This is a genomic window from Prauserella shujinwangii (assembly GCF_003001955.1).
GTDB classification, from domain to species: Bacteria; Actinomycetota; Actinomycetes; order Mycobacteriales; family Pseudonocardiaceae; genus Qaidamihabitans; species Qaidamihabitans shujinwangii.
In genome coordinates, this window is the sequence record NZ_PVNH01000006.1 from 381892 (window position 1) to 394867 (window position 12976).

At 74.0% G+C, this 12976-nt stretch carries 8 protein-coding genes and 1 pseudogene; 2 read left to right on the forward strand and 7 right to left on the reverse strand.

All coding sequences use genetic code 11. From position 1 onward, the window contains the following. Window positions 1-493: 493 nt before the first annotated feature. Window positions 494-1873 (forward strand): annotated as a pseudogene (locus B0I33_RS17145) (S8 family serine peptidase); the annotation flags it as partial. A 15-nt stretch (window positions 1874-1888) separates the two neighbouring features. Here B0I33_RS17145 and B0I33_RS17150 read toward each other — a convergent pair. The 4 genes from B0I33_RS17150 to B0I33_RS17165 all read right to left on the reverse strand — a co-directional run bounded on the left by B0I33_RS17150 (window position 1889) and on the right by B0I33_RS17165 (window position 7984). Next, complete coding sequence (locus tag B0I33_RS17150) at window positions 1889-2716, reverse strand: ABC transporter permease (RefSeq protein ID WP_106179778.1); 828 nt, start codon at window positions 2714-2716, stop codon at window positions 1889-1891. A 2-nt stretch (window positions 2717-2718) separates the two neighbouring features. Continuing rightward, complete coding sequence (locus B0I33_RS17155; RefSeq protein WP_106179779.1) at window positions 2719-3525, reverse strand: ABC transporter permease; 807 nt, start codon at window positions 3523-3525, stop codon at window positions 2719-2721. Further along, window positions 3522-4436: an ABC transporter ATP-binding protein gene (locus B0I33_RS17160; protein WP_106179780.1), complete on the reverse strand. Its 915-nt coding sequence runs from the start codon at window positions 4434-4436 to the stop codon at window positions 3522-3524. The genes B0I33_RS17155 and B0I33_RS17160 overlap by 4 nt, the downstream gene beginning before the upstream one ends. Before the next feature lie 173 nt (window positions 4437-4609). After that, window positions 4610-7984 (reverse strand): phosphodiester glycosidase family protein, encoded by a 3375-nt coding sequence (locus tag B0I33_RS17165; protein WP_245900759.1) that lies wholly within the window; start codon window positions 7982-7984, stop codon window positions 4610-4612. 159 nt (window positions 7985-8143) lie between these two features. On the opposite strand from B0I33_RS17165, the gene B0I33_RS17170 reads away from it, so the two are divergent. Then, on the forward strand, window positions 8144-9076 hold the full coding sequence (locus B0I33_RS17170) for a dihydrodipicolinate synthase family protein (RefSeq protein WP_106179781.1): 933 nt from the start codon (window positions 8144-8146) through the stop codon (window positions 9074-9076). Window positions 9077-9135: 59 nt separating this feature from the next. Here B0I33_RS17170 and B0I33_RS17175 read toward each other — a convergent pair whose 3' ends face one another. The 3 genes from B0I33_RS17175 to B0I33_RS17185 all read right to left on the reverse strand — a co-directional run bounded on the left by B0I33_RS17175 (window position 9136) and on the right by B0I33_RS17185 (window position 12924). Further along, window positions 9136-10767 carry an alpha/beta hydrolase gene (locus B0I33_RS17175; protein ID WP_106179782.1) on the reverse strand — a complete coding sequence of 544 codons (1632 nt, stop codon included), beginning with the start codon at window positions 10765-10767 and terminating at the stop codon, window positions 9136-9138. Between the two features lie 144 nt (window positions 10768-10911). Next, entirely contained in the window at window positions 10912-11322 is a 411-nt protein-coding gene (ndk, locus tag B0I33_RS17180; RefSeq protein WP_106179783.1) for a nucleoside-diphosphate kinase, read from the reverse strand. Window positions 11323-11376: 54 nt separating this feature from the next. Beyond that, entirely contained in the window at window positions 11377-12924 is a 1548-nt protein-coding gene (locus tag B0I33_RS17185; protein ID WP_106179784.1) for an alkaline phosphatase D family protein, read from the reverse strand. Between the last annotated feature and the right edge of the window lie 52 nt (window positions 12925-12976).

The window sequence follows — 12976 nt, forward strand, 5'->3', positions numbered from 1 at the left end:
CACAGGGGCCCTTTCCTGTTTTGTTCCGTCGCCGTGGTGCACGGCGACGGGAATCCTTGCCTCTCCGCGCCACCGGCGAGCTGGTCGGTGACCAGCGGTCCGCCGATGGCAGGTCCCGCGGCGACCTGCCTGCCGAGCTCGGGCTCTCGCCGCCTTCCACGTCGTCGAGCCGCCCGGCACCGGGTGCCCCGGGGCGGCGACGACGTGGAGCTCAGCCTGCACGTCACCGGACCGTCGCGCCGCCGCGCACCACCCCTTCCGTGGTACCGCGGCCGACGGCCACTGCCGAGTATCCCACACGGGAGCCGCGGCCCGGCGTCCTCGGTGCCACGACAGGCACGGTCGGGGGTCCCGACGTGCACGCGAACCGGCGACACGCGGTACCGGCCGGGGGAACTTTTCCGCAGAGCTTGTCCGGTTTCCCCGTGCTGGCTACCGTGCGCCAAGGCGGGGAGGGAAGCCAAACCGGGGTCGATCGCGCAACGGAGGTCCTGTGTTCGGGCGTGGGAGTGTGGTGCTCGCCTGCGCCGCCCTCGTGCTCGCGGGCCAGCTGGGCCACGGCGGCGCCGCCGCGGCGAGCGGCTGCGCCGGGTCCGGCCCGCCGCTCCGGTACGTCGTCCTGTTCGACCGGGGCACCTCGCCCGCCGCCGCGCACCGGGAGATCGAGTCCGCCTGCGGGGTGCCGGCCGCGTACTACCCGGAGATCGCCGTGGGCATCGCCACCGCCCGCGATCCCCGGTTCGCCGAGCTGCTGGGGCCCGACCGCGCGTTCAGTGCCCAGGCCCAGCGCCTGGTGGCGCAGCGCTCGGGGGCGGCCGCACCCGGCGGCCTGCGGCCGGACACCACCGACGCGGCCGCCGTCCCCGCCGGCGACCGCACGGCCGAGCAGTGGAACATGCGCCTGATCGGGGCGGACGCCGCCCGGCCCGTCGAGCCCGGCGGCCGCGGCGTGGTCGTCGGCGTGCTCGACTCGGGTGTCGACGCGACCCATCCCGAGCTGGCCGCCGCCGTCGACGAGGCGCTGTCGGCGGGATGCCTTTCCGGAGCCCCGGACCGCTCCCCCCGCGCGTGGGCGCCCACCGGTTCGCCGCACGGCACGCACGTGGCCGGGGTCGTCGCGGCCGCCGACGACGGCAGCGGTGTCAGCGGGGTCGCCCCCGGCGTGCGGCTCGCCTCGGTCCGGGTCATCGACGACGACGGCTTCGTCGATCCCGAGGCCGCGGTGTGCGGCCTGATGTGGGCGGCGCGGCACCGGATGGACATCGCCAACAGCAGTTTCTTCGTGGACCCGTGGACGCTGTCCTGCGCGCCGAAGGACGGCGAGCGGGTGGTGCACGAGGCGATCGCGCGGGCGGTGGAGTACGCCGACTCGGTCGGCACGCTCACCGTGGCGGCCGCCACCAACGAAGCGGTGAACCTCACGCCCTCGCCCGACGGCACCGGCCTGGATCCGAGCGGCCGCTGCGAGGCGCTGCCCGCCAGCCTGCCGGAGACGGTCACCGTGTCGGCGGTGGGACCGGATCTCCGGAAACCCGGCTACAGCTCCTACGGCCTGGGTGTGGTGGATGTCACCGCACCCGGTGGTGAGGGCGACCGCTGCGTGCTGTCCACCGTGCCCGGCGGCTACGGCGAGGTGTGCGGCACGTCGATGGCGGCGCCGCACGTCAGCGGGGTCGCCGCACTGCTGCGGTCGCGCGACCCGGAGGTGTCCACCGACGACCTCCGCACCGCGCTGGGTGACCAGGCGACCCCGGTCGCGTGCCCGGCCGACTACGACCTCACCGGCGACGGGACGCAGGACGCCTACTGCGCCGGCTACTCCGGCTACAACGGCTTCTACGGGCACGGCCTGGTGAACGCCCTCGCCGCCGTGGACGGGGCGGAGGCGTCACCGCAGGAGCAGCCCCGCCAGGCGGCGCGCGGTGGCGACCACGCCCAGCGCGGCGAGCGCGAACAGGTACGCCGCGTGCCCGAGCATGGTCAGGTCAGGTACGCCTACGGACAGGCCCCGCGCTAACTCCACGCCGTGGTACAGCGGCAGGCACTGCACCACGACCTGCAGCGGCACCGGGTACACCGACAGCGGGAAGAACGTGGTGGAGAACAGGAACATCGGCACCACGGCGAGCTGGACGAACTCGAACTGGGACGGCGAGCGCAGGAATGTCGCGCACGCCATGCCGATCGCCGCGAACGCGAAGGCGACGAGCAGCGCCACCGGGACCAGCAGCATCGCCCACGGCGAGTCCACCATGCCCATGACACTCATCACACCGAAGAACGCGACCGCGTAGAGACCGCCGCGCAGCACGGCCCAGCCGATCTCGCCCGCCGCGATGTCCAGCGGGCCGACCGGGGTGGCCAGCATGGCGTCGTAGGTCTTGGCGTACCGGAACTTGAAGAACACGCCGAACGTGGAGTCGAACACGGCGCCGTTCATGGCCGAGGCCACGAGCAGCGCGGGCGCCACGAACGCCACGTAGTCGAGCGGCCGCCCACCGGGCCCGGTGACGTCACCGACGAGGGCACCGAATCCGATCTGGAACGCCAGCAGGTAGAACAGCGGCTCCATCACGCCGGAGACGAACACCAGCCAGCCGCGCGAGTAACTGAGCACCGAGCGCTCGATGATCGCGCCGGCCCGGCCCGAGTACAGCCCCGGCGGGAGGATGCGCAGCAGCACGCCACCCGGCCGCCGCGGATCGGTCGTCGTCATCCTCACACCACCAGCCGCCGGTAGAAGTAATGCCGCGCGGCGAGCCCGCCCGCGGTGAAGACGGCCAGCAGGAACACCACGTGCCCCAGCGCGGGCAGCACACCGAGCCCGCCGAGGGTGACCCCGCGGGCGAGCTCGTTGCCGTGCCACAGCGGGGAGATCCAGGCCAGCCAGCGCAGTGCGCCCGGGATCTGGGTGATCGGGAAGAACGTGCCCGAGAACAGCGTCATCGGCATGACCACGAACCGGAACAGCGTGATGAAGCGCGCGCCCTCGTCGTAGGTGGTGGCGGCCAGCGCCATCACCGGCGCCGCGCACGCGACGCCGGTGGCCGTCGCGACGAGCACCACCACGGCGGCGCCCGCGTTGAGCCAGGCGCCGAACGCGAGCGCGACGAGCACGTACACGATCCCGGCCAGCAGCAGCCGCAGCGCGACCCACAGCAGCTGCCCGCCCAGCAGCTGGCCCGCCGTGACGGGGGTCGCGGTGACGGCGAGGTAGTCCTTCTGCCACTTGAACCCGGACAGCACCGGGAAGGTCGACTCGCCCACCGCGCCCTGCGCCGCCGTCGCCGCGAGCAGCGCGGGTGCGACATAGTGCAGATAGGACAGTCCGCCGGTGGCCGCACCCGGCTGCACCTGGGAGCCGAACCCGATGCCCATCGCGACGAGGAACAGCAGCGGCTGCAGCCCAGTGGAGTACAAAGTGGACGTCCAGTACCTGCGGTACCACGTCCAGTGCCCCTCGACCCGCAACCAGGCCGCCCGCCACGAGCCGACGACCCGGCCGGCCGGCGCCGCGCTCGTCATTCGACCAGGCTCCGTCCGGTCAGCCGCAGGAACACGTCCTCGAGGGTGCTGCGGCGCACGAGGCTCGACACCGGGCGCACTCCCCTGGCGTGCGCCCGCTCGAGTGCCGCCTCGCCGGAGCCGGTGTAGAGCAGGATCCGGTCGGGCAGCACCTCGACGCGGTCGGCCAGGTCGTCGACGAGCCCGACGACGGGTTCCTGCTCGCCCGGGGCGAACCGCAGTTCGAGCACCTCGCGGGTGGCGAAGCGCCGGATCAGCTCGGTGGGCGAGCCCTCGGCGGCGATCCGGCCGCCGTCCATGACGACGAGCCGGTCGCACAGCTGCTCGGCCTCGTCCATGTAGTGCGTGGTAACGATGAGCGTGACGCCCTGGGACTTGAGGCGGAACAGCCGGTCCCACACCAGGTGCCGCGCCTGCGGGTCGAGACCCGTGGTCGGCTCGTCGAGCAACAGCAGCTCGGGGTCGTTGACCAGGGACCGCGCGATGGTCAGCCGCCGCTTCATGCCGCCGGACAACGGCTCCACCTCGTCGTCGGCGCGCTCGGTGAGCTGGGCGAACTCCATCAGCTCGGCCGCCCTGCGGCGTACGTGGCTCCGGGAGAGCCCGAAGTAGCGACCGTAGACCTGCAGGTTCTGCCGCACGGTGAGCTCGCTGTCGAGGTTGTCCTGCTGGGGCACCACGCCGAGCCGCGCGCGGATACGCGGTCCCTCACGGTCGGGATCCAGCCCGAGTACGGTCAGCTCACCGTCCGTGCGCGGCGACACCGAGGCGATCATCCGCATCGTCGACGACTTGCCCGCGCCGTTGGGGCCGAGGAAGCCGAACGCCTCCCCGCGCCGCACGTGCACGTCGATTCCCCGGACGGCCTCGAAGTCGCCGAAGCGCTTCACGAGCGCCTTGGCCTCCACCATCGCGCCTTCGCCCACCACATGGCGAACACTGCCATGCCCCACCGACAAAAGGCGAACCAGTTACCTCGCGCCGGCCGTCCCTGACGTGTCCCCAATGTGGCGTTGGTTGCGTCAGGCGTAACCAACGCCACAGTGGGTGCGGTCAACGCCACCGATGCCACATTGGGGAGCTTTCAGCGGATCGCGACGGTCAGGGTGCGGCGCACGCCGTTGACGGTCACCGTCAGCTCGGCGGTGCCCGGCCGGAGCGCGGTCAGCGTGCCGGTTCCCGGGTCGAACGACGCGACGTGGTGCGGGCGCGGGCGGCTGGTGCCGCCCCGGGCCGGTTCGGCGACGTGCGTGTGCCGGCCGCCGGTCCAGTCGGCGCTCACCGGGTAGGCGACCGGCACCTCCCGGCCCGCCTGCGTGACCACCGCCGACACCGGCGCCGACGTCCCCGGCGCCAGCTCGGCGGGTCCGCGCAGCGCGAGCTCGTCCACGTGCGGCCGGGTCTCGACGCGCACCGGCTCTCCCCGGCGGCCTGCGGCGAAGCGCAGCAGGCTCCAGCCGGTGAAGCCGCCGTCCTCCGGCGCGGCGGCCGGTGCCTTGCCCATGTTGCCGTTGACGAGGTAGGGCACACCGTCGCGCCGGGACACGTCGAACGTCCCCGCGTGCGCGGTCACGGCGACCGCGGGCTTGCCGGAGCTCTCCTCGAACTCGGTGAGCCAGCGCGTGACGAGGTCGGCCTCCTTGCGGTCGCCGAGCTGGGAGTTGCCCGTCGGTGCGGGGTCGTCGACCGGGTGGTGCATCGCGAGCAGGACGCCCCGCACGTCCGGGTCGCGCCGGGCGCCGTCGAGCGCGTCGCGCAGCATCCGCACCTGGTCGAAGCCGCCCGCGCGGAGGCTGCCGCGGGAGGAGTCGAGCAGCACGAGCCGGATCCCGCGCACGTCGGCCACCCGGTACGGCTCACCGAACTCGGCGCGGAACTCCGCGAGCCCGGTGCCGCCGTCCGCCTCGTGGTTGCCCGGAACGTAGAACCACGGCACGCGGCCGTCCAGCTCCTCGGTGATGATCCGGCGGGCGAGATCGAAGTCGGGCGCGGTGCCCCGGTCGGTGAGGTCGCCGTTGATCAGCACCAGGTCGGGCCTGGCCGCGACCGCCTCGCGCAGGGTGCGGCGGGCCTGGGCGACGAGCGGACCGTCCGGGTTGTCCGCGGTGAACTGGGCGTCGCTGACGACGGCGACCCGCAGCCCGCCGCGTCCCGCGGTGCCGTCGGTGACCACGGCGGGGTCCTGCTCGGCCGGATCGGCCGGGGGACGCGCGGCCGGGGTGACGGCCGCGGTCAGGTCGTCGAACACCAGCCTGCCCTCGTACTGCCGTCCGGGGACCGTCTCGACCGCGTAGAACCGGCGCAGCCGCTGGCCGTCGGGCAGGCCGCCGGGCAACGTGGCCTCGACGTAGCGCCAGCCGGTCCAGTCCACGTGGCGCGCGAGGTCCAGGATGGACGCCACCCCCGCGGCGTCCCGCAGTTCGGCGCGCAGCCAGGCCCCCTGGCCGTCGCCGAGCACCCACAGGCCGAGCTTCTGGGTGCCGGGCGGCAGCGCGACCGGCTCGCCCGCGTTGACATAGGCGGCGCGGGTGGCGGTGGTGCCGGTGAGCCGGTAGTCGAGCGCGAGTCCCCCGCCGCCCTGACGTCCCTCCGCGGCGGAGAGCGCGGCCCCGACCACGCCCGGGTAGACGCTGGCGTGCCAGCCGGCCGCGCCGTCGAGCGGGTCGAGCACGCGCGGCTCGCTGCCCACCGTCACCGCCAGGTGGGTGGTGAGCCCGGCGACGGTCGCCTCGACCACGGTGGCGCCGGAGCCGGTGACCGCCGTGGCCGTGAAGCCGTCCCCCGCCGGATCGATCCGCACGACGGACGGGTCGTAGTCGAGCTTGACGTCGTCGGGCTCGACCCAGGTGCCGTAGCCGTCCGCGTCGTAGCCGTAGACCTGGAACCGGCCGGTCGCGCCGGTCCCGGACAGCGCGACCTGCTCGGTGCTCGTGCCGAGCCTGCGGGTCGTGCCGAGCACGGTCAGCGTGGTCCGGCCGACCACGCGCCCGGCGGCGGCGTGGACGTCCACCTCGGCGTGCCGGTCGGGATCCCGGCGGTCGGCGTGCGCCGTGAACCGTCCCGCCGTCACGCTGCCGCGGGCGGGGTCGCCGGTGAACCAGCGCGGGCGGGCGTTCACCGCGGCGCCGGTCTCGTCGTGGGCACCCGAGCGCAGCTGCCGGCTCAGCCCGGACAGCACGCGGGTGGCGTCCTCGCTCTCGTGCGCGGGTTCGGGCGCGAGCCCGGTGAGCCGTCCGCTGCCGGGTGCGGTGGCGAAGCCGAGCCCGTTGGGCACGGGACGCTCCCCGCCGTCCGAGGGTGCGTTGCGCACGCTCGCGTCTCGCTCACCCCGTTCCCTGGCGAGCAGCGTGGAGGAGCCGCCGCCGTCGAGGTTGAGCGCGTCGTCCGCACCGAGCGACTTCAGGTGCCGGGCCAGCTCCAGCTCAGTCATGCCGCGGCTGTCGGCCTGCCTGCCGTCGACCGTGACCAGCCACAGCCGCGTGCCGTCGGCGGAGAACCCGACCGCCGTCCTCGGGTGCGCGGTCACGGCGTCGACGGGCTGGATCTCCCCGTCGCGCAGCAGCACCTTGTTGCCGCCGACCGCGACCGCGAGCTTCCCGGCGTCAGTGCGGGGCGCGTACTCGACGGTGACCGGGTCACCGGGGCGCAGCGCGGCGAGGCGGTCGGCGCCCGCGTCCCTGCCGAGCAGCAACGTGCTGCCCGCGGGGACGGGCCCCTCGGCGGGGGCGTCGCCGACCCGGGTCACCGCGCCGTCGCGCAGCTCGACCTCGGTCACGCGCCGGGCGCCGGTCACGGCCGTGGCGCGGGAGGCGCCGCCCCACAGCGGGGTGTAGACACCGATGCCGTCGCCCGGCAGCCGCGCGCCGTTAAGGTTGGTCACCGCGACGCTGGAGCCGTCGGGCAGGGTCAGCGTGGCGTCGAGGAACACCTCGGCGAGCCGGGCGAGCCCGTCCTCGGTGACGGCGGCCGTCAGGTTGTGTCCCGTGGCGGGGGCCGTCCGCAGCTCGCCGTCGGCGATGCCCACGCCGAGCGGAGCCCCGGTGGCGCTGATGTCGAAGAAGTCACCGTTGACGGCGGCGACGGCACCGGCGCGTTCCGCCTGCTCGGACAGCGGGGACCGCGCGGACACGGTGCCGGGGCTGAGGTAGCGGGCCCGCAGCTCCGCGCCGAGGTCGACGGTGAGCGTGTCGCCGCGGATCCAGCCCTGCGGGTCGAACCGGTCGAACTCGGTGAGCGTGAGGCCGGGGGCGACGGGGGACGTCGCGCTGTCCGTGACGATCCCGGCGGGCGCGCCGGACCGCACCGAGTACGTGGCGGGACCCTCGGCGGCCGACGAGGCGGCGGGCGCGCTCTCGACGGGCCGGGGACCGAGCGGCGCGTCGAGTGGATCGGCGGCCGCGGGCACGGCCGGGAGCAGGGCCGCCACGGCCAGGACGGCGCCGATGTGTGATCTTTTCACGAAACACCCCAGAACCTCGTTGATGTCTGGACCATTAGAGCGTGTCCCGGTGGTCGAGCGGAAGGCCCCGCCAGTGAACGGCAGGGGAAACCTCGGCAGCCGCTTGCGGCCGCCCGCATCATCGGGTGCGGGACATCAGCGCAGAAAGGAAGGCAGCCAGTGGCCACGGAAACCGGACTCGCCGCGCGGGGTGTCATCCCGCCCCTCGTCACGCCCCTCGACGAGCACGGGGACGTCGACCGGCGTTCCCTCGAACGTCTCGTGTCGTTCCAGCTGGAAGCGGGGGTGGACGGCGTGTTCGTCGGCGGCTCCACCGGCGAGATCGCGCTGCTCGACGGCGAGCAGCGGCGAGCCGTCGTCGAGGTGGCGGTGGGCACGGTGGCGGGAGCGGTGCCGGTGCTGGCCGGCGCCGTCGCCACCGGGACCCGGCCGGTGATCGAGCACGCGCGGCAGGCCGCGCGGCTCGGCGCGGACGCCGTGGTGGTCACCGGGCCGTTCTACGTCCAGCCGCACCCGGACGAGATCGTCACCCACTTCCAGCGCGTCCGGGACGCCCTCGACGTCCCGGTGGTCGCCTACGACATCCCGAGCGCCGTCGGCACGCGGCTGACCCCGGAGGTGGTCTCCACGCTCGCCGAGGCGCGGCTCGCCGTCGCGGTCAAGGACTCCAGCGGGGACATCGCCGCGTTCCGCGAGATCCTGCGCCGCACCGGTCCCGCCTTCCCCGCGCTCACCGGCTCGGAGCTGTTCGCCGACACGGCCCTCGAACTCGGCGCGGCCGGGGTGGTGCCGGGCCTGGGCAACGTGGACCCGCACGGCTTCGTGCGCCTGCACCGCGCGGTCGCCGACGGGGACGTGCGGGCGGCGCGGGCGGAGCAGGAGCGGCTCGCCCGGCTGTTCACGATCACCACGGTGGCCGACCGCGCCCGGATCGGGGTCACCGCGGGAGCCGTCGGCGCGCTGAAGGCGGCGCTGGCGCTGCGCGGCGTGCTCGACCACCCCGCGGCGAATCCGCCGCTGCTACCGCTGGACGAGAGCGAGACCCGCGCCGTGGCCGACCTGCTGACCGAACAGGGCCTGCTCGGCTCGTGACTGAGGAGCGTGGTTCTCACCACGCCCCTGGCGGAGGCGCCGCGCGCCGCGGCGCCCGCTCACTCACGAGCCGCGGCGGTGTCGAACGGTCCGCGGTCCGGCTGGCACACGGTGCCCTCCGGCGGGAGCTTGCCGTCGAGGAAGTACGCGTCCAGCGCGGCGTCGATGCAGGCGCTCTCGCCGCGGGCACCGTGGCCGAACGACTCCAGCGTGAGCAGCCGGGCGTCGCCGAGCAGACGCGAGGTGCGGACCGCGTCCTCGTACGGGGTGGCCGGGTCGCCGAGGCTGTTGCCGATGACCAGCACCGGTTCCGCGGTCCGGCGGTGCCACGGGCCGGAGTAGGCGTCGCGGTCGTGTCCCGGCCACGTCGCGCACGGCAGCGACAGCCACGTCCACACCGGGCCGAAGCCCCGCGCCTTCCGGTCGGCCTTGCGGGCGTAGTGGCCCCAGACCCAGGGGTTGCCGGGGTTGCGGGAGTCGGCGCAGAACACACTGATGCCCTGCTCGGGGCCCGCGTAGAACTCGTCGGCGTCCTGGTAACCGGGAGTGGGCGCGGCGGGCGGGATCTCGGCCACCGGCGGGCTCGTCACCCGCAGACCGGGATCGGTCGCGACGTACAGCGCCTGCAGGTACTCGGCCAGCACCGGGGCGAGGTCGGCGCTGTAGAGCGCGCCGAGCGTGGTCTGGATCGCCTGCTGGTAGGTGATCTCCATCGGCTCGCCGCCAGGTGGCTGGATGACCGCGGGCTCGCGCTCCAGCCGGTCGAGCAGCGTGTCGTACTTCTCCCGCAGGTCCCGTCCCGGCTCGCGGAACGCGCAGCGCGCGTCCTCGGCGCAGGCGGAAAGGAACGTGCCGAGCGCGCGCTGGGCGCCGTCGAAGCTGCCGAGCCGGTAGGAGAACGGCTGGAAGCGGTCGAGCGGCCGGTAGCCGGTGGTCCACTCGACCGGGTCGAGCACGGCGTCGATCACCAGCGCCCCCGCCCGCTCGGGAAACAGGTTGGCGTAGACGGCGCCGAGGTGGCTGCCGTAGGAGATGCCGTAGTAGGACGTCTTCTCCTCGCCGAGCGCCTGCCGGAGCAGATCCATGTCCCTGGCGACGTTCGCCGTGGACATGTGGTCGAGCAGCGGGCCCGCGTTGCGGTCGCACAGGCGCATGGCCGCGGCCGTGTCGTCGATGACGCGCTTCTGCTCGCGCAGGGTCGTCGGGAACTGGTGGTCGAGCAGCTGGGCCTGCTCCGGTGTCGCGAAGCAGCGCAGTGGCGTGCTCGCGCCGATGCCGCGCGGGTCGAAGCCGACGATGTCGAACTTCTCGTGCAGGCCCGGGGTGAGCTCGGGCGGGAACTGGCCGGATCCGCCTGGCCCGCCCGGGTTGTAGAAGATCGTGCCCTGCTTGCCCGCCTGGTCGGTGGCGGGCAGCCTGCCCAGCGCCAGCGTGATCGCCGGGCCGTGCGGGTCGCGGTAGGACAGCGGCACCTCCGCCTCCGCGCACTCGTAGCCGGGCGGCGAGTCGGCCGGGCACGGCCCCCAGGCCAGCTCGGGCACGGGAGCCCCGTTGGTGCCCAGTGGTGGCGCCGGGGGTTTCGGTGCCGGTGCCGCGGCCGCGTTCGGCTGCCCGGCGGTGACCAGCCCGGCGGCCACGAGCAGTGCGGCGGAAACGGCGAAGAACGTGCGGACGCCACGGTCGCGTCTCATCAGCCAGCCCCCAGATTCACTCGACTGGTCTCGACCATAGTGGCGCGCCGCCTCCGCCACCATGGTCCGTTCGGAGGGCGGGAGCAGTGAATGGCACATTGCGTGCCTTGGGCGCACGCAATGTGCCATTCACTGCCGATCAGCTCACAGGTCGGGGAACCAGAGCTTCAGCTCGCGCTCGGCCGACTCGGCCGAGTCGGAACCGTGCACCAGGTTGAACTGGGTCTCCAGCGCGAAGTCGCCACGGATCGTGCCCGGCGTCGCCTTCTCCACCGGGTCGGTCCCGCCCGCCAGCTGGCGGAACGCCGTGATGGCGCGCGGACCCTCGACCGCCATCGCCACGACCGGTCCCGACGTGATGAACTCCAGCAGCTCGCCGAAGAACGGCTTCTCCTTGTGCTCGGCGTAGTGCTCCTCGGCCACCGAGCGCTCGACGTTGCGCAGGTCCATCGCGGCCAGCGTCAGCCCCTTGCGCTCGATGCGCGAGATGACCTCGCCGACGAGGCCGCGCTTGACGCCATCGGGCTTGACCAGAACCAGCGTGCGCTCACTCACGGGGTGCTACTCCTTCGTTCACGGCGATCGGTGCTGCGCAGCCTAACCGCCGGGTCACCTGCCCTGTGGCCGCAGGGTCGTCGACCAGAGCGCGGCGCCGGTCCCGTCGCGCAGGTACACCCGCAGCTCGCCGCTGTCGCCGTCGATGTCGAGCTCGCCGAAGTGCTGGTAGCCGTCCATCGGAGAGGTGTTCGCCGCGGGCGGCGCGTGCACGAACTCGGCCCTCGGCCCGAACGTCGGGTCCAGCGTGTTCGGCCCGAACGCGCCCGCGTGCAGCGGGCCGGACACGAACTCCCAGAACGGCGCGAAGTCGCCCACCGCGGCCCGGTCCGGCGAGTAGTGGTGCGCGGCGGTGTAGTGCACGTCGGCGGTGAGCCACACGAGGTTGCGCACGCCGCGCCGCGCGACCTGCCGCAGCACCCACGCCAGCTCGGACTCGCGGCCGCCCGGTGCGCCCGGCAGCCCGTTGGCGACGCCCTCGATGTCCGGCCCGTCCGGCACCACCAGGCCCACCGGCAGGTCGGCCTGGATGATCTTCCAGGTGGCGGTGCTGCGGCCGAGCGCGTGCACGAGCCACCGCGCCTGCCGCCACCCCAGCACCGAGCCGGAGCCGGTGCGGTCGGCCGTGTTGGCGTCCTTGTAGGTGCGCATGTCGAGCACGAAGATCTCGGCGTGCCTGCCGTAGCGGAAGCTGCGGTACACGCGGCCGTCCACGGCGGCCTTCGTGTCGATCGGCTGCCACTCGTGGAACGCCTGGAACGCCCGCCGCGCGAGCACGTCCACCCGCTTCTCCGTGTACTGCGGGAGGTCGAGGATCTCGCCGGGGTACCAGTTGTTGACCACCTCGTGGTCGTCCCACTGCACGTAGCTGGGCACGGCGGCGGCGAACGCGCGGACGTTGTCGTCGAGCAGGTTGTAGGCGAACTGCCCCCGGTACTCGTCGAGGGTCTCGGCGACCTTGGCCTTCTCCGGCGTGACGATGTTGCGCCACACCCGCCCGTCGGGCAGCGTCACCGTCTCCGTGAGCGGCCCGTCGGCGTACACCGAGTCGCCGTTGTGCAGGAACAGGTGCGGCTCCCGCCGGGCCATCGCGGCGTAGGCGGTCATGCCGCCGATGTCGGGGTTGATTCCCCAGCCCTGCCCGGCGACGTCGCCCGACCACAGCAGCCGCACGTCCTGCCTGCCCGTCGGCGCCGTGCGGAACCGGCCGGTCAGCGGCTCGCTCGCCGCGCGCCCGTCGAGCGCCTCGGCGGTGACGCGGTAGTGCAGCTCGGTGCCGGGCGGCAGTCCGGGCAGGCGGACCTTGCCGGTGCCGCCGGTGTCCGGGGTCAGCAGCGGGCCGCGCACGCGGCGGGCACGGCGGAAGGACGGATCGCGGGAGATCTCCACCAGCATCCGGGAGGGCCGGTCGGCGCGGGTCCACACGACGGCCGAGTGCCCGCTCACGTCGCCCGACTGCACACCGTGGGTGAGCACGGGACGGTCGCGGCGGACGAGTGCGGGGGCGGGGACGGCGCCGAGCGCTCCGGTGGCGAGCACCCCGGAGCCGAGGAGGCCCGCGCGCAGTGCGGCACGGCGGGAGAAACCAGTCGGTTCGGTCATGCCGCCACTTGTATCCCGCGGCGACGGCCACCCGGCGAACGCCGACTTGCGC

Bases quoted from the DNA above. Each gene is read 5' to 3' on its own strand.
- B0I33_RS17150 (WP_106179778.1), bottom strand. From the start codon at position 2,716: ATGACGACGACCGATCCGCGGCGGCCGGGTGGCGTGCTGCTGCGCATC.
- B0I33_RS17160 (WP_106179780.1), bottom strand. From the start codon at position 4,436: ATGGTGGAGGCCAAGGCGCTCGTGAAGCGCTTCGGCGACTTCGAGGCC.
- B0I33_RS17155 (WP_106179779.1), bottom strand. From the start codon at position 3,525: ATGACGAGCGCGGCGCCGGCCGGCCGGGTCGTCGGCTCGTGGCGGGCG.
- B0I33_RS17175 (WP_106179782.1), bottom strand. From the start codon at position 10,767: ATGAGACGCGACCGTGGCGTCCGCACGTTCTTCGCCGTTTCCGCCGCA.
- B0I33_RS17185 (WP_106179784.1), bottom strand. From the start codon at position 12,924: ATGACCGAACCGACTGGTTTCTCCCGCCGTGCCGCACTGCGCGCGGGC.